Origin of the sequence: Faucicola osloensis, from assembly GCF_020041925.1 — a bacterium.
Lineage (GTDB): Bacteria > Pseudomonadota > Gammaproteobacteria > Pseudomonadales > Moraxellaceae > Faucicola > Faucicola osloensis_D.
Map to the genome: position 1 here is coordinate 139,566 of NZ_CP083409.1, position 23,029 is coordinate 162,594.

Genomic DNA, 23,029 nt, shown 5'->3' on the forward strand with positions numbered 1-23,029 from the left:
TTTTAGCACAGAAAGATATATTTTGCCTGAAGAAGTTGTATTTTTAGCGGTTTTGCGTCCCTATGTTATCATCCATATTGCCCTCAATGCTGCTATCATAATTTGATACATGTATTTTGTCAGCAGCCGTTAGTTATTTGCGATTTTGTCAGGATTTGGGCATGCTTATTTGCCACATTTTATGCTAGTATATCCCTCTTAAATTTTGACTTAAGCCATCAGACTTAAGCCACCCATACTTAAGCGACCTATATAGGAGCTTAGTAGCTGGGTGATATCCCTATATTTGCATTAAGCTAAACATTCATCGCACCGCGACCCTTTTTAAAACCGTTCTAATTGCTGTTACCCGCTTATGAAACCACCCCATTCTTCAGATATGCAACGTGAAAATCTCATCTTTCGCCGCCGGGTAATTTTGGCATCGGTGTTTGTTTTTTTGGGCTTGGTTGGCTTGATTGTACGCTATGCTTATCTACAAATTTATACCCACGACCAGTACGTGACCCAGTCTGACAATAATCGTATCAAACTGGTTTCTGCGCCGCCCAGCCGCGGCTACATTTATGACCGTAACGGCGTGATTTTGGCGGATAACCAGCCTGTTTTTACCGCTGTCATCAGTCCTGATGAAATTGACAATCCTGACAATACCTTGGCGCTACTCACCCCGATTTTTCAGTTGACACCTGAAGAAATCAGTGAAGCTTCAAAAGCCCTTAAAAAAAGTAAAAACGAACCTGTGACCATTAAAATTGGACTTACCGAACAGCAAGTTGCCCAGTTTAGTGAACGCAAACCGTTTTTTAAAGGCGTGACGATTCAAAGTAAACTTACGCGCACCTATCCCTACAGTGATTTGTTTGCCCATGTGATTGGCTATGTTGGGCGTATCAGCGACAACGATAGTAAAAAGTTGGATAAAAAGCTGTATGCAGGCACCGATTTGATTGGTAAAACAGGGATTGAAAAATATTACGAGTCGCTGCTACTGGGCAAACCCGGTTATCAATCAATTGAAACCAATGCTTACGGCGATATCATCAAAAAACTCGATACCAAACCGCCCATTCCCGGTAATGATATTTATCTAAGCCTTGATTATGGCTTGCAAAAATTGACCAGCGATTTGTTAAATGGCAAACGCGGCGCCGCGGTGGCGATTGACCCCAGCACTGGCGAGATTTTAGCCTTTGTCAGCAACCCAAGTTTTGACCCCAACCCCTTTATCACTGGGATTAGTAGCAGAGAATACAAAGCACTGCAACAAGACCCCGACATGCCACTGTACAACCGTGCACTACAAGGGCAATATCCCCCGGGTTCTTCTATCAAACCGATTGAGGGGTTGGCAGGGATTCATTACGGCATAATGGGATGGGACAGTAGTATTTATGATCCGGGTTATTTTAGTCTGCCTGGCGATAGCCATAAATTTCGTGACTGGAAAAAATCGGGTCATGGTAACGTCAATCTGCATAAATCCGTGGTCGAATCTGTCGATACCTACTACTACAAGCTGTCTTATCAACTCGGTATTGACCGGCTTCATGATTGGATGACGCGTTTTAATTTTGGTAGTAAAACAGGCATTGATTTGCCGGGAGAAAAAACCGGCGTTTACCCTTCTACTGAGTGGAAAATGAAAACTTACAAAAAAGCCTGGTTGCCTGGGGAAACCATTTCTGTGAGTATTGGGCAAGGGTATTTTTTGGCGACCCCGCTTCAGATTGCCAACGGTATTGCCATGCTAGCCAGCGATGGACAGCATTTGACCCCCCATCTGCTCAAAAAATCCACCGGTGCCGAACATGTCACCCCCATCGAAAAGCCCGATGGGAAAATTCAATACAACGGTAACCCCGATGATTGGCAGCGTATGCACCTAGCCATGGAAGATGTGGTCAAAAAAGGCACAGCGCATAATATTTATACGCCAACTTATCGCATCGCTGGCAAAACAGGCACAGCGCAGGTCAAATCTATCGCACAAGGCAAACGCTATAACGAAGCCGCGCTTGACTCGCGTCACTGGGATCATGGCTGGTTTGTTGGCTTTGCCCCGGTAGAAAACCCGCAAATTGCCATTGCCGTTATCGTAGAAAATGGGCGGCATGGTGGCTGGGTAGCGCCAATTGTGCGTAAAATGATGGATTATTGGCTCATTGATAAAATCAAAAAACCTATTGCGCCACCGTCGCCTGAAGAACTTGTCAAAATCAATGCCGAAAAACAAGCCGCCAAATTGCAACGTGAAGCGTTAGTTTTGTCGGGTAAACCTATTATCGCAAAACCCAATACCGCCAAACTCACTGCAGTGGGTGGCGCTGACTGACGTAATGTATGATGTCCAAACCATGATTTCCAAACTATGATGTCCAAAATTAGCAAACGACCCAATAAAGCTACCAAATCCCCGCCAGTTTCTCACGTGCGTATCATCGGCGGGGAGTATCGGCGGCGTTTGGTAGCGTTTATCGATGCCGACGGGTTGCGACCGACCCCTGACCGTGTCCGAGAGACGCTATTTAACTGGCTTGCCGATGATTTAGTCAATGCCAAGGTACTAGATTGCTGTGCTGGTAGTGGGGTGCTCGGTTTTGAAGCCTTGTCGCGGGGTGCCAAGCACTTAACTTCTATCGAGCCTAACCATGAGCAATTTAGGCAAATTAAAGCCACGCAAGCCCTGTTAGGGATTGCTGATACAAAAATTGTGACAGTGGAAGCTACAATACAACAAGCCTTACCACAACTGGCAAACACCGATCCGTTTGATGTGGTGTTTATCGACCCACCTTATCAACTAGCGTTGTGGGGGACAATTTTGCATGGCTTAATAAACCATCAGTTAATTCATCCGCAGACATTACTGTATATCGAAAGCGATCAAGATCACACACAGTTGTTGGAATCATTCACCCCACCACTTGAACCACTCAAATATAAAAAAATGGGTCAAATTTTTGCTGGCATTTATCAGCTCAAAACGCTTTAATTCAAAGCCCTTGAATTTAAGCATTAAAAAACCGACTGGATTAACCCAGTCGGCAAATATAATAACCATTCACGTACAATAGCAAATCACGTACAAGAGCAAACCCACTATCAGCTCTTAACGCATATACCCACTTGTACGGCAGAAGCTGACGGACAAAAATATTTTGATGACTGTCCTTTTAAGTTGTTAGCTTCATACAGATAGCTGACCCCCACCACCATCAAAAATGTCACCACGAGCGCTAACATAATCACCAGCACAACACTATGAATGTTGACTTTAGAATGATGGCGTATCATTTCTACACTATCATCAGTGTCTTTAGTATCGTTCACTTGATGGATCATAACTTGTATCCTAAAAATTTGAAATTTAACTGTTTAAATTTCATCGTGTTACTTAGCAACTATTCATATACGACATAGACTAAAACCTATGCATGGTAGTGCTACAAAAGCAATTTACAAAGGTAATCAAATATTACATTTATCTTATAGTGATTACATTCTACACTGTATTTGTTACTAAATTATAACAATAATAAAAAATTACACAATTGTTTTATCAAAAAAGTGCCTATTTGGTCATTTTTTGCGATTAATGGTATAGTGTTATCAAACCCTTAAAAAAATATTCATCCAAACTGGTTAATAATCAATTATCTAGCTAAACTCAATTAGCTATTTGGGTAATTCCAAGAATCCGCTTTTTATCTTTATGACTGAAAACAATAATGAAAAAAAATACACACAAGCAATGGCAAGCGCTGTTATCTGCCAAACCTATCTATCATGGCAATCAGTTCACCCAATCCAAGACGTCAAGGACGGCATTTCATAAGGACTATGACAGGCTGGTTTTTTCGCAATCTTTTCGCCAATTAAATCAAAAAACCCAAGTGCATCCGTTAACCCATGAGATGGGTATTCATACTCGCTTAACCCATTCGCTTGAAGTATCTTGTATTGGTCGCTCGCTAGGGATGATGAGCGCGGAGAAGCTCGGTAATGACTTGCCAAGCGGCTTTACCATGTCGGACATGGGAGTCATTGTGCAAGCAGCTTGTTTGGCGCATGACATCGGTAATCCCCCGTTTGGGCATGCAGGTGAGCAGGCGATTCGAGATTGGTTTTTTCAGCCTGCCCAGCGCCAGTATCTCAGGCGGCTTACCCCACGCCAGCAAATAGATTTATTAGCGTATGAAGGCAATGCGCAAGGTTTTCGACTGCTGACCCGTAACGAGCATCATCCTGATGAAGGTGGCATGCGCCTGACAGCGGCGACGCTGGGCGCTTTTATGAAATACCCTTATCTTTCCACCCCTATCAACCCAGTCAGCGACAGTGACTCACTGCCCTCACCCTTAACGCTCAAGAAATTTGGTTGTTTTGAAAGTGAAGCGCCGTATTTACAGGATTTGGCGGAGCAGCTGCGACTACCTAAGACCCAAAGAGGTTACGCGCGTCATCCATTGGCTTATTTGCTAGAAGCCGCGGATGATATTTGTTATGCGCTGATTGATTTGGAAGATGGGATTTTACTGGGTATGTTAGACTATCATGAAGTTGAGCCACTGCTGCTCAAACTCGTCGGTAAACGGCTTGGCGTACCATCTGAAGTCACAACCAATGCGCCTATCAGCCAAAAATTAGCCGCGCTACGAGGGCGAGCAATGCGGCGATTGGTGGACAAAGTTACTGATGCCTTTGTTGCCAACCAAGCCGCCTTATTGGCAGGTGAGCTGACGGGCAGCTTATTTGACTACTGCCCCAATAACGTACGCAGTAGTATCAGTGAAGCCAAAAGCCTAGCCAATACCCGTATTTTTCAACATCCGAGCAAAGTACGCGTTGAAATCATGTCAAACCGCTGTTTACATACGCTACTTGATGCGTTTATGCCGCTGGCGTTGACGGGTGATTCCACAGACAGTATTGCTCAGTTTGAGCAATTACGACTGCTTAATCTATTAAATGCCCATTTAAGCAATGTTAGTCGGCAATTAGGGGATGATGTTTATCAAAATATATTGTGTATTTTAGACATGCTGACTGGCATGAATGATCATGAAGCCTATCGGCTCGCGCAAGCGTTAAAGGGCAATTGGTCGGTGAATATTTAAACCTCATCACTTATCGTTTCGTCAATCGTCAACGATTGTATATTTGGCGTTTTCGGCTTAGAATATTTTTCCTTATTTAACCCGCTGATTGGATACCTAATGACTAGCCGTGACTTGCAAAAACGCCAAACCCGTCAAGCCTTTTTTCAATCGGTGCTTCAGTTATCGAGGTCGGGACATGCGTTTTCGTCGATTTCACTTCGTCAGATTAGCCGCGAAGTGGGCGTGGTGCCGACGGCTTTTTATCGACATTTTCAGGATATCGATGAGCTTGGCAAGTGCTTAGTCAATGAAGAACTCGGTCACACGCTGCAAAGTCTGCGCGATCATTTGCAGCTGGGTCGCACCCGAACACATGAAGGTCAAATTGCCTCAAGCGTGCGTTTCTTTTTGGAAAGTGTGGAACAGGCGTCATTGCACTGGCACTTTATTGTCTCTGAGCGATATGGTGGTAACCAAGCTGTGCAAAATGCACTCGATGAGCAAATCAGCTTGTTTGCGCAAATCATGACCGATGATTTGGCTATGCAGCCTGCGTTTGGACATTTAAACCAAGAAGTGCGCCTGCTGATTGCGGATATGGGCGTGAATATGTATTTTTCTTGGGTGTATAAATGGCTCAAATTTGACCCTACAGAGGTACAAAGTAAGCAAGATTATCTCAATCGCTGTATCAAACAGGCGCAAGTGCTGTTTTATGGCGTCCGTAATTGGTGTCCTTAACCAAAACTAACTTAAGATAAAAAACAGTGAAACCAACAGACAGTTAAATCAAAAAAAGGCTGAGCATTAACTCAGCCTTTTTTATTACTATTTATTAACCCGCTAATAGCGCCAGTTATAAATCAAATCTACAGAGTTATTGATGGCAGATTTAGCCTCAATGTACAAGCGCCTTGTTAATTGATAACGCATACTGAGCTCAGGCTGCGAGGTGAACACGCCTACCCCATACCGTATAAACAAGTCTGGCGTGATATACCCCGTTAGACTGACCAAAGTGTCATTGCCCGAGCCATTGGCATCTAACGTCAAACGCTGCAACCCAAACGCCCGGCCAATTTGGTTGGTAAATTTGCGCGTCCCGCTTAAGCCATAACTTAACCCTGCTGCAGCAATGGTATTGTTGACGCGGTTTCTAAAGTCTTGTTCGTTGGTATTTTGACCTGAATTGTTATTTAGGCTACCCGTCACCAACGCATTCATCGCCTGCTGTTCACTAAGTCCGCCATTATTGAATACGGTGATACTTGGCGCACTGGCACTGCCTTTGACTTTGACACCCACTTGTACGCCTTGCACATCTTTTACTGCCTCTACGTTTAGCAGTGGTTTCATCACTTCACCATTGAACCGAACTTGCGCAAAGTTTAGATTCAAGCTTTGCCCAAACACTTCGACTTTTGAGCGGCGTGATACTTGCACCACGCCTTCTGCTTTCATGGTGCCTTGACCGCGCTGGGTGATATGCAGCGCACCCGCCAATGGTAAGCGCGCCCCAAAACCTTGGAAGCTTACGCGATCGCCGAGATCGACACCCACATCCGCGTTGATATTCCAAGGTTGGGTGACTTTTAGTACGTCATCAATCTGACCCATCAAGCGTCTATCAATGACGTTAACATCTGGGGATTTGCTGACCACATTGCCTGTGGTTTCAGGGGGGCGAATGGTCGCACGAGGCACATCAATCACGCCGACGATATTCACGTAGCGCTGGCTAGGTTTGACAATCACATCAAAAATTGGATTAATAATGGCAGAAATCGCCGGTGGCTGACTCACTTGCAGCGCTTTACCTTGCAGCTTCAGCTTGGCTTGCAGCTCGCGTGTCCAGTCAACTGTACCGGTAATGGTGCCTTGACCATCGCCTGCACTGGCAAAAGACCCATCAATAGAGGCTTGATTACCTGCCACGTGCGATAACACATTAATCTTATCAAAGCGCATCGGCACGCCTGTGATGCTAAGACCGGCATCTTGTAGCTCAATATCGCCAACAAATTTGGGCTGCATGAGTGAACCACTGATTTTACCTGCCACAAGACCATTACCGGTCAAGCGTTCAAACGATGGGAAGAAAGGTTTAAATACCGCCAAGTCAATATCTTGAAAAACAATGGTACCTGAAATCGGTTTCGACTGTATGTAGGGATTGACGGTAGCATCCAAATAACCATTGCCCGCGCCATTGGCGGTTTTGATATCTGCGCGAAGTTTTAGCCCTTCTGCGGTTGAACGGGCGATGACACTGATACGCTCATAGGCAATGGTCGTTGGATTTTCTTCAGGGGTTTGTGCGGCGGTACCAAATACGCCGTTATCGGTAAAGAAGCTGGCATTGATACTGGGTCTTTGGTTCTTCTGCCAATGAACGAGTGCGGTGCCGTTGAGTTTACCTGACCAAGCGATATCACGCGGCATCACCACAGAGAAAATTTGGCTATCAATTTGTTGCACACTGACATCGACATTGCCTTGCCCATTACTGACCACGAGGTTGTTTTTTAGACACAGACTGCCGTTTTGACCCACCATTTGCCAGCAGTGTGCCGCCATTTGTACATTCAGATTTTGCCAGCCAAATAGCATCTGGGCGGGCTGTAGCTGTTGCAACTTGGCATATTTGGTACCAATTTGTCCATTACCGAGCAGACCCGACCACTGTTTTTTGGCAAGATCGATACGACCTTTGAGCGTCGCTTGCAATTGTCCTTTGGTACTATCTGCTTTGACATCCAAGGTGTGATTGTCTTGGGTACCGTTAAAATACAGTTGCAAAGAGCGCAGCGGTTGATTGGCAATATTGATACCCGTTGCAGTCAATTGCAACTGACTGGGTGATTTGGCAAGATTGACCAATTTGCCGGTGACTTTGGCATCGAGTACCACAAAGTTTGGCAGTGAAATGTTACGCCCGACTAAATCCACATAGATATTAGGCAGTGCTTGGTTGTTATCTTGGGTTAAGATAATGCCGCCTTTAACAATACCTTTTAGCTGTGGCATTAGCTGATTGAGTGTGCTGATATCGACACTGGTCACCAGTTGGTTTTGGTTGCCATTGGCTGTGATGCGATTGCTGCCCCATTGTACCAGTAGATTATTGGCTTGCAGACTTTCAACAAGACGGCGGATTTGTCCGTATTTTTGACTATTGGCGCTATTTTCAATGACTTGACGCAGAGTGCTGAGGTCTTTTGGCAAATTTAGTTTTGCGGTCAATTGACCTGTCGCCAATAACGGTTGGTTTTTTAGCCTGCCTTTGAGATTCATATTGGCGATATGAATGTACTGAGCGCCTGCCCGCCAATAGCCATCGGTATTGATGGTACCGGTGATTTGGCTTGGCAGACTTGGCACAAAATAGCTGGCATCAAAATTTTTCATATCAGCATTGATATGCCAGCCGACACCATTGGTCATATCAAAGCTACCGTTGGCATTGATATACCCTTCTTTACCTTGATGACTAAACTGATTAATTTTGAGCTGTTGTGGCGTGCCTGCAATATCAAATTTAAACGAGCCTGCGGGTACGTTTGGCGCATTGAGGCTACCATCAAATTTGGCGGCGATATAAGATAACTTACTGCCGAGTAGATCGGCACGTACTTTGCCCGTGCCTTTTAACGCTAAGTGTTTTTTGCTATTTTTGGCGCCCAATAAATCCCCTGTCATGTCAATTTGGTTGATAGTGACATCATGACGGTTCAACACCGCTCGATTGGCTTGACGGAGCTGTTGCAGGGTGCCACTGGCAACCATATTGCCCGTCAAATCTTGCAGCGGAATGCTATTTAAAATGCTGTGGGCATTTAAATGGTTGGTTTTGGCATTGATTTGCCAAGCTAACGGCTGATTGCCGCTGGCAAGTTTGATTTTACCATTGCCTGCCAAATTACCTGCCACGCCTTGGTACACCAATTGAGTGATATCAACCAGCTGACCTGTTTTGTTGACATTGACTTGATAATTACCGCTTGGGGCTTGATTGAGCTTTAGTATATTGGCATTGACTTGAGCTTGTACACTGCTGGGTCGCTTGCCGTCTGCCGGCTGAAAAATCACGTGCGCTTTGCCATTGGGACTATTAAGCTCGCCAATACTCGGTAGATTGTGACGTATCAGCTTTTGCCAATTTGCATCGATAGTATAAGGTTTATGGCTGCCTTTAGCTTGTCGGATATCGGCATTGATAATTTCACCATCATCTTGGCGCAGATTTGCCCGTACTTGCATCGGCAATTTATCGGTTGCCACATCATAGACAATGCCTAATTTGCCTGTTAAGGTCTCTGGCGCATAGGGGGCGATGTCTTTTGGCAACAACTGACGAATCTTAAAGCCATTACCCGTATTCATTAGGGCAATACGGGTGCGGTCATGCCAATCAATCGTGCCTTGACTCGTCAATGTGCCTTGCGCGACTTTAGCCGTGAGATATTCGATACTGAGTTTTTGATTGGCAATCACGCCGCGACCTTGATAATGCCCATCGGGGATATCTTTGGCAGTCAAATCAGCATTGATACGCAGCTGAATATTATTGGTCACGCCTGTTGCGGTCGCTAAGCCATTTTTTAGATGGATGTTTTGACTGGTGGCATAGGGCAATAACACATCTTTCCATTCGAGTTTGGCATTAAATGGCGCATTTTTATCCATCGGCTGCGCTGTTACATGCCCAGTAACATCCGATTTATTGTATTTACTTTTTATATCCGCGGTCAAAAATTTCAAACTGCCTGTGGCATGAGTATCAAGTGCATCGACATACACTTTTGACAATGAATTGACAATGACCAGTCCTGTCACATCCAGCGGATAATCATGCTGCAGGTCAATTTTGCCTTTGATTTTATCAACGCTTAATAAATTGTTATACGCCAATTTACCTTCGCCAACCGTGATTTTAGTATCATACCAAGTAAAATCTTGGACATGGGCTTGTTTAAAATCGATGGGGTCGCGGGTCACTTGCTGATAGCGCACTAAATTTGCTTTTACGTCATCTAAAGTTAAGTTTACAGGCAGTGCAATGCGTGGGTAATCAAAGGGTTTATTGGAAGGTGGTTTTTTGTAGGTGATGACCATGCGATTGATGTTGGCTTCACGCAAATGTACTTCTTTATTGATGAGGGCGCGCCAGCCAATTTTGACATAGGCTTTATCAACGGTGACTTCAACATAATTTTTTGGCGGTTTACTAGGAATTTTAAGATCGTAAACCCAAATGCCATCACGAAGATTGCCTTTGCCGTATGTTAGGCTGATACCTGTTTGTTGAACGATGGCATTGATAAGTAACCGTGTACCCCATGGGGTGCCGACGGCATAATAAGCCCCTAACAAAATTGCAATCAAAATAACGACTAACACCATCACAATTTTGGTGATAAAACCTTGCCGATACCAGTGTCGAAGCCAACCCGCATCTTTTTCTGCTGGGTCTAAATCATCACTGGTTGCCGTATCCGAATGGTTAACATCTAAATCTTCACCGTCTGGATTTTTAGGGTCTAGATTTTTAGCCTCTAGTTTAGCGTCTAGGTCATTATCTACCAACGATTTATCGTCAGGCTTGGTGCCATCTTCGGGCAATGAGTCGTTGTTATTATCGTCTTTCATTAATATCGCAAATCAATCGTTGGCTAACTACAAAAACACAGGTTCTATGCGCTGTATATGGGCGGTATATTGGATAAACCTTACATACTAGCAAAGTTTTATCCAAAAATCTTGACTAAAAACCTTGCATAAAATAATGCCATGATTTTTAGCCAAACTGTTATAGCGGTGAACCGATAAAGAAGTGTAAACGGACATCGTTGTTATCGCCTGTCAGACCTTTTGCTACATCGAGTCGTACCAAGCCTATCGGTGATTGCCAGCGGATACCTGTACCAATACTGACCGCCGTTGCGTTATCATATTCGCCCGTTGTATCATACGCATTACCAAAGTCAGTAAACACAGCGCCACGAAAGCTCGGTCTAAACTCATAGTTATACTCTGCCGAGCCTACCGCTAAGGCATCACCGCCGACTAAGAAATTTTCGCCGCCATAGGTCGGTCCTAAACTATCGGTGTTGTAGCCGCGGATACTAGAATCACCGCCTGCAAAAAAGCGTGAACGGTAAGGCACATCATAAAAATCACCGCTATATAGATAGCCCAAATCCAGTCGCCCAATCACTTGTTGTTTGTTATCTTTGCCAAAAGTATACATCCCAGTACCACCTGCACGTAGAATGGCCATATTGGTGTCACTCAGTGCCCCTTTAGCACCGACTTCAAGCGAATAACGTTGGCTATAACCCCACGTTGGCGTCAGCATATTGTCTGCTACCGTTTTATTGATTGCATAACCTGCCAACAAGGCTTGTTGGGTATAGTCCGAGGCGTAATTGTTAAAAGGATAAGGCAAGCTATCGGTGCTATATTTTTCAGGGTCGACGGTCAATTTATCGCCGCGGTAGCGCAGTGAATAGGTGCGATTCCAACCACTATCATGATAAATATTGCGGGCGATACTGGCATAGACCGTGTCCGCTTCAAAGGTGTTGACTAGGTCATCAACTTCTTTGTGCTGATAGCCGACTGTGCCTGTCAGTTTATCATTGAGGGGATGCTTGTAGGGTAAACTGGCAGTAAATTCCACCGCTTGATCGACTTTGGATAACGCCACTGATGCCCCAGCCTGCAAGCCACTTCGGTTAACCAAGTTGTTTTGGTATTTACCGGTCAAGCGCACGCCCACATCCGTTTCATAACCCAAACCCACTTGTGCCTCATGGGGCTTGGTGGCATTGAGTACCACATAGGTTGGGATTTGCTTTCTTTCATACACTTGTTGTGGCGTGAGCTTTGGTATGACTTGGTCTTCTCGTGGTTTGAGAGGTAAGTCTTTGTCTTTATCCAGTTTTTTTTGCCGTTTTACTGACCGCATTGGCAATGACCACCAGCGGATTTTTACTTTTATTTTCAGCCTCGGGTGACAACTCCATATCTTCGGGTGCCGCCAGTAAATTTTTGGCTTTTCGGCTGATGGCATTGAGACGTTGTTCGGTCGAATCATCGACTTCAAATTGAATCGGCGCGATGTCATTGGGATCTTGCACTTGATTGACGGTTTTTTGCGTCGTGCTATCGACAGTACCCGCGGATTGAAGTTCAGATGAGTTACTTTGAGCGGAGTTGCTTTGAGATGCGAGACTTTGATCGGTTGAATTGGCTGATAAAATAGCGGCGGATGTATCAGAATTGTCAACGGTATTGTCGGCTGTGGTACTGCTGCTGTTGGCATTGCTGAGCGTCGCCGAGCCCGATTGTTCAAATGCGATATCGCTTGCTGCTTCGTCCGATGGCATGATGACATCGACATCCACCCCATTAAAATAACGAGTGGCAGTCAAGTTGTTGGTAAATTCGCTGACAAAGGGTTGATAGTAGGCATCGCCTTTTTGGTACGTCATTAAGGCTTTCATTAGCTTTGGCTTTAAAGGCAGTTTATCGGGGTCATCGGTCAAATTGCCTTGTTTATCAATGCTATATATTTTTACATCATCAAAGTGATAGCGAGTTTTTGTGTCATAAATTAGGTCAACATCCGCGGTATTGTCCGGCAAAATAATATCTACTGAACTATTAAGCCATTTGGCATCGAAGTAACCATTGGTCTGCGCGACGCCTTCAATCGTCGCCTTTGCGGCTTTATAGATACCATGACTGAACACATCCCCTTCTTTGGGTGGGATTTCTTTCTCAATCACAGGATACACCGGCAGCGCGTTATCGCCTTTCCCGCCCTCACCACGGATATCAATGATGCGATTTTGCACGATGACGGGCTTGCCAACCTCTAAGCTGACTTGGATATTGTCTTTGCCCAAATGCTTAAAGGCGATTTTAGTGTCATAAAAACCCACCGCCTCTGCCGCATCTTTGGCAATTTGGCGTAATTTGTTCACACTGGCATTAAAATCCGACACCGATTCGACGGTCACTTTTTCCAATGCCGCCTTGATATTGCGCGCAGGCTCAAGTTTGGCATCTGCATTGGCAAAGCTGATATCAATATAGTTTAGCCCTTCGCCGCGACCAATGATTTTGTTCTTCAAGCGCGCCACGATGCCTTGTGACTCTGCGGTCACGGTTGAGTTGGCTTGTGGGGTGGTCAATGCCGATGTTTGCTGTTGATAGGCGGGCAAGTAATCATTGGGATTGATGGTGTCGGTGGATTTGATATTGCTGGCATCATTGACGACGCCTTGATTACTAAGATTCTGATTAGCAATATTTTGGTTAGCGATATTTTGATTAGATAAATTGGTTTGCTCGCTCACTTTTTGATTAATCGCATCGAAATTCTGTTTTTCGGTTGTTAGCTGCTCAGTGATTTGTGCTTGTGCTTGGGATTGTGATTGGGTATTCACGCTTGCAGGCTTGCTATTGTTGATTTGATTGGCAACCGACTGCGGCGTTGTTTGGTCTAATGCTTTACTGTAGCCGACACTAGGTTGGTTTTGTTTCAACGTCGCCACAGGTTGGTTAAAATTATTAAAGTCTGCCAAGGTCTGATTATCGAGTTGTTGACCAATTTTATCTTCAACGCGCTGCTGATTGAGTTGATAAAGATAAGGCTGAGCGGTATTGGCATCGGTAGTGATACTGTCTTGCCCAGTTGCAGCAGGCGTGGTATTTTGCGTTGCCGTGGTACCCTTGCTGTCATTGGCGGTCATCTGCGCTGCGCTGCTAGTGGTTAGCGTGCTATTCGTTGCTGAGGTGTTAGCTAAAGTATTAACTGAGCTGTTAGCTGAAGTATTAACAGTAGCTGACATTATTGGCGTTTGTGCCCCCCAAGCAGGCACCACACCCACACTAACCAAGGTAATCGCCAAACGTATGGGGGTCAAGCGAAACAGCGAATGTCTTGATACGCTAGATTGGATAAGGCTTTGACAACGATTTGACGGACAAGGATTTGACGATAGTGGAGAGGTGGCATAAAAAAACCTGAACGGGTTATCGGCCAATGCGGTTGACGGACGATAGGGTAGCAAATTTATTGGTTTCATGATAAAAATCAAATCCTTGAGCGAGCATTAGGCGATTTTAGCATAAACATTTTGCTAACCAAACATTTTCGCAACCCTTTGTAAAATATTTGTTAAGATAGTCATTATCAGACATTTCTAGGATTGCTCATGAGTACCCAATTTGCGCTTTTTAAATACAAACGGTTTAGCGCCATGTTTGCCACCCAGTTTTTAGGGGCATTTAATGACAATGTATTTAAGCAAGGTTTGATTTTAGTACTGACCTTTATGGCAGCGGCAAAATTGGGGATGCGTGTCAGTTTGCTCAACAATCTGGCGGCGATGCTGTTTGTATTGCCGTTTTTTTTGTTTTCCGCTTTGGCGGGGCAAATCGCTGATAAATATGAAAAATCTTGGCTGACAAGGCTGATTAAAATCCTTGAAATCGTCATCATGGTAGTTGCCGCATTTGGGTTTGTGTTTGAGATTTATCCGCTATTATTTGTTGCGTTATTTTTGATGGGTACCCATTCGACGTTTTTTGGTCCAATCAAATACGCTTATCTGCCTCAAGCCATGACCACCGATGAGTTGGTAGGAGCCAATGGGCTGTTTCAAATGGGCACGTCACTGGCTATTTTGACAGGGATGATGCTGGCTGGCGTATTGATGAAATTAGACAGTCCGCTATTTTGGATATCTGGGGTGACGGTTTTTGTGGCGATTATTGGCTACTTGGCTTCTCGGTTTATTCCCATAATGACTGCGCCGCAACCTGATTTGACCATCGACTGGAATATCTTTCGTACTAGCTGGCAAACCATTGCCAATTTATATCGTTTGCCGATTATGTGGTTTACCATTTTGGGTAATAGTTGGTTTTGGTTTTATGGTGCCACGTTTTTGACCCAAGTACCTGAATTTAGTAAGTCTATTTTGCTAGGCGATGAAAGCGTAGTGATATTTTTATTAACACTGTTTTCTGTCGGTACGGCGCTCGGCTCACTGTTATGCAAAACGTTAACCAAAAATCAAGTGAGTTTAAAGCTGTTGCCATTTGGGATTGCAGGATTGACGATTTTTGCGATTGACTTGTATTTCACGCTTTCAGCGATGCATTTGCCGCCACTCGCCAACAACGCCCACTATAGTATTGGTATGATTTTTGCCGCGGAGGGTGCTATGCGTGTATTTGTCGATTTGTTTTTATTGGGTTTTTCAGGCGGTATTTATATTGTGCCTCTATACGCTTATATGCAAGCTTATTCACCGGAAACAAGCCGTGCTCGTATTATCGGTGCCAACAATATTTTAAATGCGGTATTTATGGTGGGTTCGGCGATTTTTTCGATTGTTTGTTTGACGCTATTTAACGTGAGCCTGCCGATGCTATTTGCGATTGTCGGGGTGATAAATTTAGTTATAGGCATTTGGCTATTTTTAAAACTAAAAAAATATAGCCCTGCCAAGCCCATTATGACCCATGAATAATACTTTATCGCCCTGTTCAATCTGCCTATTTAATCGCCCTATTAAGTTAAATAGTCGGTATAAATAGTTAGGAATGCTAGGCAACGGATGGATGGCAAACAATGGATAAATAAGGATTTTTGCGCCATTTTATCATTTGAGTCCAAAATGTTGCTATTTGTTATCGTTTGGCAAAGAAACGTTGTTGTTAACTTCAGTTACTTTGTAAGTGGTTAAAAGTTAGTTACTATACCCTGACTTGTTGTAATTTTTTTTGTATCACTTGCTAGGAATGACTGCTATGTTTGCCACTTATAAAATAATGTGCACGCCCAAACTGGTAAAACTCAGTGCGATAGCCTGTACGGCGGTGTTGATGACCGCTTGTGCTTCACAGAAGATCGCGACCGTGGATAAGCGCCCTGTGTATGTACGGGGTGTCCCCAACTATTATATTGTCAGAAATGGCGATACTTTAAGCAAAATCGCCACCACTTATGGACTGGATTATCGTCGGGTTGGCGCGCTCAATGGGCTCGATAGCAACTATACCATTTATCCAGGGCAACGCTTGATTCTAACCTCATCAAGCAATCCTACTTCTTATCGCCCAACTACCATTCGCCCGGTGACAGTCAACCAATCATCCCGCCCGTCTAACCCGACTTATTACCCACCTAGACAAGCCAATAACTCATCAACCCCGTTACCGATGCCAAACCAAGTCATCGTGCCAACCAGCAGCTTGTCACAAGGTTGGTTACGTCCTACCACTGGCAATCTATTGCGACCGTTTAACCAGCAAACAGGTACGCTAGGTATGTGGTTTGGCGGACAAGCAGGCGCAAATGTTGTCGCCAGCCAGCCAGGTACGGTGCTGTATGTCGGTAGTGATTTGCCAGAATATGGCAAATTGATACTGATTCAGCACAACAGCGACTATATTAGTGCCTATGCGCATTTGGGAAGTTTTGCTGTACAAGAGCGCCAAACGGTGCAAGCAGGTCAAACCATCGGTACCGTTGGAACCGACAATAATTTGAATCAACCTGCTGTAGAGTTCCAAATCCGTTATCGTGGCACGCCAGTGAACCCTGCCAGTTATTTAAAATAATCAAGCAACTATTTAAAATAATTAAATAGCTGGTTAAAATAGTTAAAAATCTATTTAAAATATCGCAATAAAAAAGCCAATCTGTGACGATTGGCTTTTTTTGTCAGCGTAATTATCGGTGAGAATGATTACAGGGCAATCGCGGTCGCCATGTTATTGGCATAATTAATCGCATGATACAGGCTATCGGCACTCGCTTTGCCTGTCCCTGCCAAATCCAGCGCCGTGCCATGATCGACTGAGGTGCGAATATAAGGCAACCCTAAAGTGATATTCACCGTTTCGCCAAACCCATGTGATTTGAGCGGCGCCAGTCCCTGATCGTGATACATGGCGATAATCGCGTCGGCAGTGGCGATATGCTTTTGGGTAAACAAGGTATCGGCTGGCATCGCCAAACTAATATCGATACCTTGGTCGCGATAGTGTTGTAACACAGGATTGATGATGTCAATTTCTTCTCTGCCTAGATAGCCGCTTTCCCCGGCATGAGGATTGAGTCCACAGACCAATATTTTTGGGTGAGTGAGACCAAATTTTTGCTGACAATCATGAATGACAATATCGACGGTTTTTGCCACTTCTTCTTGGGAAATCGCATCAGCGACCGCTCGCAGGGGCAAATGGGTGGTGACTAATGCCACTTTCATCAGGTTATTGGCGAGCATCATCACCACTTTATCCAGCCCCGACTGCTGCATAAAAAATTCGGTATGCCCCATAAAATCTGGCAACATAGTCATAATCACCGATTTTTGCAGTGGCGCGGTGACAATGGCAGCGACTTGTTTGCTGATGGCGAGCTTATGCGCCAGTTGCAGCTGTGCGATGACCATTCGCGCGTTATGGGGATTTAGTTGCCCTGCTACCACAGGTTCTGCTGTCGGCACATCCACCACCAAAATAATGTTATCGGATGATGGTTGCGCAATTTGCGCTAAATCTTTTAACTCATCCATCGCTAACTGTTGAATCACCAACCCCTGTTTTACCGCGCCTTTTTGTTTGAGCTCCAGATACCTTTGTTGCAGCGCGTTGATATCTGCCAACACAATGACAGCGCGATTGGGCAGATTTAATTGCTGTTTGTCGGCAAGCAGCAACACGATATCCATGCCAATACCCGCAGGTTCGCCCGAAGTAATCACTAAGGGAAGACTTTGAATGGTCATTTTTATACCTTTTGATAAACACTGATAAAGCTATCAGTTAATATTTTATGAATTTATTACCAATGATGCGGCTTATAGTTAACTTGATAAAATAGTTTCATGCTCATGAGGTCAACTAAAACTTTGTTTACACGGATGATTGTTAGCGAGTACCAATGGCTTGATTAAATAAAATCTGATTATTTGCGTAATGTTAAGTAAGTATTGTATACCCTATGATTTTGCTATTATTAACTTAATTTAAATCAGTGTATAATAGCACTACACTTTACTGTCAATCCTGTATTTTACTGTTGTTATCAATGGAGTCCTTATGGCTACCTACGAACATATTAACCAAAAAGTTGAAAAAATGTGTCAGCAATCTGAAGATTTTTCAGTTCGCGTACCACAAGTCATGCAGCGCCGTATCTATATGATAGCGAAACAAAACCCCCTCAACAATGCCAAAGAAATGAAAGAAATGGAACGTATGGTGACTGAAAAACCCATCGCATTTTTTGAATCTTGGACGCAAATGGCTTGGCAAGCGCTGGTTGCGCAGCAAAATATTGGGCAATTAATGTTTTCAAACTGTATGAAATTAAGCTTGGGTCAACCGATTTCCTTGGAAAATTTCTTTTATGCTGTCAACCAAGAAGCGCTGCATGTATTAGAAAAAGGGATGCACCCTATCTATAGCCGCGTTGCCGCCAATGCCAAACGTTTAAGCTAATTGTTACTTTTTTAAGCCACACCCAATAATTTTTTATTGGGTTTTTTTATTTTTATAGGTTTTTTATGTCAAAAAAACTGGTACGCCCAGCGGGACTTGAACCCACGTCGGTCGCTTAGGAGGCAACTGCTCTATCCAGTTAAGCTATAGGCGTAAAGGTCTGCTATTTTATCATATTAAATCGTAAATGCTTAGCATCCGCTGATATTTTTAGGCATTTTGTTGCTGATTTTGTAGGTTCGCAGTTTGGCAATTCATAGTATAATAGTGGGCTAAAGACGAACCGCAATAAAGGCAATCCATGGCATTTGTACACTTTGGTATTCACACCGAATTTTCTATCACTGACTCGATTGTACGCATCAAAGCACTGGTCAAAGCTGCCAAAGCCGACAACCAACTGGCGCTTGCCATTAGCGATTTATCCAACCTGTATGCCACGGTCAAATTTTATAAAGCTTGCTTGGATGCCGGTATCAAGCCAATTATTGGCTCTGAAGTCTGGCTTGAAAATGATAGTACGACGGTAACGCTACTTGCCAGCAACCAAATCGGCTACAAGAATTTGACCAATATCGTGTCAAAAGGCTTTGTCGATGGTCAAGTAATGGGCAAACCGATTATTCAGCGTGACTGGATTTTTGAGCGCAGTGAAGGCGTGATTGTGCTGTTCACCGAAAAATCAGACGTCGGTCAAGCCATGTTATCAGGTCACCCAGAAAAAGCCGATAGCCTACTACAACAATGGCAAACCACATTTGCCGATCGTGTCTATTTTGCCATTAAACGCACCCAACGCGCCAACGAAGACCGTTTTATCGAGCAAGCCATTCGCATGTCCAATGCCTTTGATGTGCCTATCATTGCCCATAATGACGTCCGTTTTTTAACAGAAGATGATTTTGAAGCGCATGAAGCACGGGTGTGTATCGCCAATTCGCAAGTGCTTGCCGACCCCAATCGCCCACGTGATTATTCCTCTGAGCAGTATTTAAAAACCCAAGATCAGATGACTGCCCTGTTTAGTGACATGCCAGCGGTGATTGACAACACCTTGGATTTGGCAAAACGCTGTAATGTCATTATTCCTATGGGTCATCACGATTTACCCGAATTCCCCATTCCCGAAGGCGATACCATTGAAACTTTCTTTCGGCGCACCGCCCAAGAAGGTCTAGAAAAACGCCTTGAGAAACTCTACCCCATCGAAAAACGCGACGACAGTTGGGCAGAAAAACGCAAGCCGTATGATGCGCGTTTGGAGTTTGAACTCACGACGATTTTGAATATGGGTTTCCCCGGTTATTTCTTAATCGTGATGGACTTTATCCGCTGGTCAAAAGCCAATGATGTGCCTGTAGGTCCTGGTCGTGGCTCAGGCGCGGGGTCATTAGTAGCGTATTCGCTGAATATCACTGACTTAGACCCGCTAGAATATGACCTACTGTTTGAACGGTTTTTGAACCCTGAGCGGGTATCCATGCCAGACTTTGACGTCGATTTTTGTATCGAAGGGCGCGACCGCGTCATTGATTATGTGGCGCAAAAATACGGACGAGAAGCGGTATCGCAAATCATCACCTTTGGTACGATGGCGGCAAAAGCGGTGGTGCGTGATGTCGCGCGCGTTCAAGGTAAATCGTATGGTCTTGCTGATAAAATCTCCAAACTCATCCCTAAAACCCCAGGTATTTCGCTGGCTGAAGCGGTTGAAGCCGAACCACAGCTCAAAGATTTGCTTAACAATCCTGACAACATGGATTATGAAGATGCCAATGAGATTTGGGAAATGGCGGTACGGCTCGAAGGGATTACCCGGGGCGTTGGTAAACATGCAGGGGGCGTACTTATCGCGCCGACCAAAATCACCGACTATAGCGCCATCTATTGTGATGAAGAGGGTCATCCCGTCAGTCAGTTTGATAAAGACGATGTGGAAGCAGTTGGCTTGGTAAAATTTGACTTTTTGGGTCTGCGCAATTTAACGGTGATTAATGCGGCAGTTAAAAATATCAATGCACGCCGCGCTAAAGAGCAACAGCCACCGCTTGATCTTGAGACTTTACCCTTAGACGATAAGCCCACCTACTCCCTGCTACAAGATGCCCATACCACCGCTGTGTTCCAGCTTGAGAGTACCGGCATGAAAAAATATTTGGCTAAGCTTAAACCGACCAATATTGAAGACGTCATCGCCATGTGTGCGCTGTACCGCCCGGGTCCACTCGATGCCGGGATGGTCGATATGTACATTGACCGTAAACACGGCCGCGAAGAGGTCATCTATGACCATGACCGACTTGAGCCGATACTGGAAAATACCTATGGAGTGATTGTCTATCAAGAACAGGTAATGCAAATCTCGCAAGCGATGGCAGGCTATAGTCTAGGCGGTGCCGATATGCTACGCCGCGCGATGGGTAAGAAAAAACCCGAAGAAATGGCAAAACAGCGCAGTATTTTTGTTGAAGGGGCTATTGGTCAGGGCATCGATGATAAACTTGCCGGCGGCGTGTTTGATTTGATGGAAAAATTTGCCGGATACGGGTTTAACAAATCACACTCAGCGGCATACGGCGTGTTAGCCTATCAAACCGCCTATTTAAAACACTACTACCCTGCCGAATTTATGGCGGCAGTCATCACCTCGGACATGAATAATACCGATGGTGTGGTGTTTTTTATCAACGATTGCCGCGAAAATTTTGGTTTAAAAGTAGAAAACCCCAGTGTCAACCACTCCAATTGGGAATTTGTGCCGATTAACCCGACGACCATTGTGTATGGGTTAGGCGGTATCAAAGGTGTCGGTGAAGGTGCCGTAGAGTCTATCGTGGAAGCGCGAAAGACGGGCGGTGAGTTTACCGATTTGTATGATTTTTGCCGCCGTGTTGACACACGAAAAGTCAATAAGCGCACCCTTGAAGCATTGGTTAAAGCAGGCTGTTTTGATAGTTTTGCGCCAAAATTACGACCTGATTTGCCTGCGGATGAAGCTTATCACATCCGTGGCGCGTTACTTGCCGAATTGCCAAAAGCGGTACAGGCAGCCGAGCAACAGCGTAGCAATGACAGCCTAGGGATGATTGATTTATTTAGCGATATACAAGAGGTCACTGCGCCGCCCCCATTGCCCCGTGAGCCGGTCTGGACAGATGCTGAGCGCTTAAAAGGTGAAAAAGACACGCTAGGACTTTATCTGACCGGTCACCCGATTGATAGTTATCGCGATGAGTTAAAACGCTATACGCCAAAGACATTGGGCGATTTGAGCGAAACCAGCTATGGCGAAACCGTATTTTTTGCAGGCTTGATACTCGATGTGGCAAACTTTGGTAATCGCTCAGTGATTACGCTCGATGACGGCACAGGTCGTATCGAAGTGAGTTGTTATGCCGAGCGCTTTGCCCGCGTCAAAGATAAGCTTAAAGTCGAAACCGTGGTGATTATCGACGGCTCTATTCGTGAACGCGATGGCACGTTTTATGCCAGCCTACAAGAGGTAATGACCTTAACCGATGCACGAAAACGCTGGCTAAAAAAAATCAGCATCAAAATTGCAGGTCATGATATGGCACTGTTTGAACAGATACAGCAATTGTTAGCGACAGCCAATAACTCAACAATTCACTATTTATCGCATCAGTTGAATCACCCGGCCGACAATGCCCAATTTGCGGACAATCAGCCCGCCAATGCATTGGCTCAATCGGGTCAATTAGGGGTACCCATTAATTTATGTGTGTATAACGATTATGCGATTGCCCATCTCAATATGCCAGCGCATTGGCAAATTGTGCCGACAGAAGAGAATTTTGGCAAACTCAAAAGCTTGGTCAATGAAGAAGATTTGCATTTACATTTTAGTTAGCGTCTGATTTTGGTGAATTTGACCGATAAACCCATCATGTGATAAACGTTTGTATCCTTTAAACTGACTTTCATCAAAGTTTTGATAAAATTCAATGAGATATGGGCTAAAATAAGCCAATCAAATTTAATCAATGATGTTTTATTTAATGCCCCATCAACAGGAAACTCATATGACTCAGCCATCCCATATTAGCCTGCCACAGTTTGAAGAATTAAGAGCGTTACTTGACGAAGATTTTGTCGATTTGATTCATACTTATATGCAAGATAGCTTACAACGTTTATCGGAAATGGAGACAGCGTATGCCAACTTAGACAACCGTTTGGGGTATAATGCAGCGCACGGCTTAAAAGGCGCTAGCTCTAACCTTGGCGCAACCGAGTTGACCGAACTTTGTTATAAACTGCAAGAAATCTGCCGCACGGGTCATATCAAACAACATGAACAACTGATTGAAGAAATCAAAGCGGAATGCCATGCAGTGAATGACCAAATACAATCGCTTATTGCGTAACGACTGGCT

14 protein-coding genes and 1 tRNA gene are annotated in these 23,029 nt (G+C 44.5%); 9 read left to right on the plus strand and 6 right to left on the minus strand.

Translation table 11 applies throughout. From position 1 onward, the window contains the following. Positions 1 to 355: 355 nt before the first annotated feature. Together mrdA and rsmD are read left to right on the plus strand one after the other, a co-directional pair. Positions 356 to 2,335 carry a penicillin-binding protein 2 gene (gene mrdA / locus LAJ61_RS00615; RefSeq protein ID WP_135888942.1) on the plus strand — a complete coding sequence of 660 codons (1,980 nt, stop codon included), beginning with the start codon at positions 356 to 358 and terminating at the stop codon, positions 2,333 to 2,335. 36 nt (positions 2,336 to 2,371) lie between these two features. After that, positions 2,372 to 2,995 (plus strand): 16S rRNA (guanine(966)-N(2))-methyltransferase RsmD, encoded by a 624-nt coding sequence (rsmD, locus tag LAJ61_RS00620; protein WP_135888943.1) that lies wholly within the window; start codon positions 2,372 to 2,374, stop codon positions 2,993 to 2,995. 110 nt (positions 2,996 to 3,105) lie between these two features. On the opposite strand, the gene LAJ61_RS00625 is transcribed toward rsmD, so the two are convergent. Next, complete coding sequence (locus LAJ61_RS00625; protein WP_135888944.1) at positions 3,106 to 3,345, minus strand: hypothetical protein; 240 nt, start codon at positions 3,343 to 3,345, stop codon at positions 3,106 to 3,108. Positions 3,346 to 3,731: 386 nt separating this feature from the next. Here LAJ61_RS00625 and LAJ61_RS00630 point away from each other — a divergent pair, with 386 nt between their 5' ends. Both LAJ61_RS00630 and LAJ61_RS00635 read left to right on the plus strand, forming a co-directional pair. Continuing rightward, complete coding sequence (locus LAJ61_RS00630) at positions 3,732 to 5,120, plus strand: deoxyguanosinetriphosphate triphosphohydrolase (RefSeq protein WP_224054075.1); 1,389 nt, start codon at positions 3,732 to 3,734, stop codon at positions 5,118 to 5,120. Positions 5,121 to 5,219: 99 nt separating this feature from the next. Continuing rightward, on the plus strand, positions 5,220 to 5,843 hold the full coding sequence (locus LAJ61_RS00635) for a TetR family transcriptional regulator (protein ID WP_224054076.1): 624 nt from the start codon (positions 5,220 to 5,222) through the stop codon (positions 5,841 to 5,843). A gap of 102 nt (positions 5,844 to 5,945) precedes the next feature. Here the strand turns inward: LAJ61_RS00635 and LAJ61_RS00640 are convergent, their stop codons facing one another. From LAJ61_RS00640 to LAJ61_RS00650, 3 genes are all read right to left on the minus strand, one after another. Further along, positions 5,946 to 10,751, minus strand: a complete 4,806-nt coding sequence (locus LAJ61_RS00640; protein WP_224054077.1) for a translocation/assembly module TamB domain-containing protein — start codon at positions 10,749 to 10,751, stop codon at positions 5,946 to 5,948. 160 nt (positions 10,752 to 10,911) lie between these two features. Continuing rightward, positions 10,912 to 12,072, minus strand: a complete 1,161-nt coding sequence (locus tag LAJ61_RS00645; protein ID WP_224054078.1) for an autotransporter assembly complex protein TamA — start codon at positions 12,070 to 12,072, stop codon at positions 10,912 to 10,914. After that, complete coding sequence (locus LAJ61_RS00650; RefSeq protein WP_224054079.1) at positions 12,038 to 14,200, minus strand: BamA/TamA family outer membrane protein; 2,163 nt, start codon at positions 14,198 to 14,200, stop codon at positions 12,038 to 12,040. The genes LAJ61_RS00645 and LAJ61_RS00650 overlap by 35 nt, the downstream gene beginning before the upstream one ends. Positions 14,201 to 14,329: 129 nt before the next feature. Between LAJ61_RS00650 and LAJ61_RS00655 the strand changes: the two genes are divergently transcribed. Both LAJ61_RS00655 and LAJ61_RS00660 read left to right on the plus strand, forming a co-directional pair. Further along, positions 14,330 to 15,652 (plus strand): MFS transporter, encoded by a 1,323-nt coding sequence (locus tag LAJ61_RS00655; protein WP_224054080.1) that lies wholly within the window; start codon positions 14,330 to 14,332, stop codon positions 15,650 to 15,652. Between the two features lie 280 nt (positions 15,653 to 15,932). After that, entirely contained in the window at positions 15,933 to 16,745 is an 813-nt protein-coding gene (locus tag LAJ61_RS00660; RefSeq protein ID WP_224054081.1) for a M23 family metallopeptidase, read from the plus strand. A 128-nt stretch (positions 16,746 to 16,873) separates the two neighbouring features. Here LAJ61_RS00660 and pdxA read toward each other — a convergent pair whose 3' ends face one another. Next, positions 16,874 to 17,917, minus strand: coding sequence for a 4-hydroxythreonine-4-phosphate dehydrogenase PdxA (pdxA, locus tag LAJ61_RS00665; protein ID WP_224054082.1), 1,044 nt, complete (start codon positions 17,915 to 17,917; stop codon positions 16,874 to 16,876). A 313-nt stretch (positions 17,918 to 18,230) separates the two neighbouring features. On the opposite strand from pdxA, the gene LAJ61_RS00670 reads away from it, so the two are divergent. Further along, positions 18,231 to 18,632 carry a hypothetical protein gene (locus LAJ61_RS00670; RefSeq protein ID WP_050325558.1) on the plus strand — a complete coding sequence of 134 codons (402 nt, stop codon included), beginning with the start codon at positions 18,231 to 18,233 and terminating at the stop codon, positions 18,630 to 18,632. 78 nt (positions 18,633 to 18,710) lie between these two features. Here the strand turns inward: LAJ61_RS00670 and LAJ61_RS00675 are convergent. Beyond that, a tRNA-Arg gene (locus LAJ61_RS00675) sits at positions 18,711 to 18,786 on the minus strand. A gap of 147 nt (positions 18,787 to 18,933) precedes the next feature. Between LAJ61_RS00675 and dnaE the strand changes: the two genes are divergently transcribed. Then, positions 18,934 to 22,503, plus strand: a complete 3,570-nt coding sequence (gene dnaE / locus LAJ61_RS00680; RefSeq protein WP_224054083.1) for a DNA polymerase III subunit alpha — start codon at positions 18,934 to 18,936, stop codon at positions 22,501 to 22,503. Between the two features lie 172 nt (positions 22,504 to 22,675). Continuing rightward, positions 22,676 to 23,020, plus strand: a complete 345-nt coding sequence (locus LAJ61_RS00685) for an Hpt domain-containing protein (RefSeq protein ID WP_224054084.1) — start codon at positions 22,676 to 22,678, stop codon at positions 23,018 to 23,020. Positions 23,021 to 23,029 lie beyond the last annotated feature (9 nt).

What these genes read in the sequence shown, in the direction of transcription:
- mrdA (WP_135888942.1), top strand. Translation starts at nt 356, where the DNA reads ATGAAACCACCCCATTCTTCAGATATGCAACGTGAAAATCTCATCTTT.
- rsmD (WP_135888943.1), top strand. Translation starts at nt 2,372, where the DNA reads ATGATGTCCAAAATTAGCAAACGACCCAATAAAGCTACCAAATCCCCG.
- LAJ61_RS00625 (WP_135888944.1), bottom strand. Translation starts at nt 3,345, where the DNA reads ATGATCCATCAAGTGAACGATACTAAAGACACTGATGATAGTGTAGAA.
- LAJ61_RS00630 (WP_224054075.1), top strand. Translation starts at nt 3,732, where the DNA reads ATGAAAAAAAATACACACAAGCAATGGCAAGCGCTGTTATCTGCCAAA.
- LAJ61_RS00635 (WP_224054076.1), top strand. Translation starts at nt 5,220, where the DNA reads ATGACTAGCCGTGACTTGCAAAAACGCCAAACCCGTCAAGCCTTTTTT.
- LAJ61_RS00640 (WP_224054077.1), bottom strand. Translation starts at nt 10,751, where the DNA reads ATGAAAGACGATAATAACAACGACTCATTGCCCGAAGATGGCACCAAG.
- LAJ61_RS00645 (WP_224054078.1), bottom strand. Translation starts at nt 12,072, where the DNA reads ATGCGGTCAGTAAAACGGCAAAAAAAACTGGATAAAGACAAAGACTTA.
- LAJ61_RS00650 (WP_224054079.1), bottom strand. Translation starts at nt 14,200, where the DNA reads ATGAAACCAATAAATTTGCTACCCTATCGTCCGTCAACCGCATTGGCC.
- LAJ61_RS00655 (WP_224054080.1), top strand. Translation starts at nt 14,330, where the DNA reads ATGAGTACCCAATTTGCGCTTTTTAAATACAAACGGTTTAGCGCCATG.
- LAJ61_RS00660 (WP_224054081.1), top strand. Translation starts at nt 15,933, where the DNA reads ATGTTTGCCACTTATAAAATAATGTGCACGCCCAAACTGGTAAAACTC.
- pdxA (WP_224054082.1), bottom strand. Translation starts at nt 17,917, where the DNA reads ATGACCATTCAAAGTCTTCCCTTAGTGATTACTTCGGGCGAACCTGCG.
- LAJ61_RS00670 (WP_050325558.1), top strand. Translation starts at nt 18,231, where the DNA reads ATGGCTACCTACGAACATATTAACCAAAAAGTTGAAAAAATGTGTCAG.
- dnaE (WP_224054083.1), top strand. Translation starts at nt 18,934, where the DNA reads ATGGCATTTGTACACTTTGGTATTCACACCGAATTTTCTATCACTGAC.
- LAJ61_RS00685 (WP_224054084.1), top strand. Translation starts at nt 22,676, where the DNA reads ATGACTCAGCCATCCCATATTAGCCTGCCACAGTTTGAAGAATTAAGA.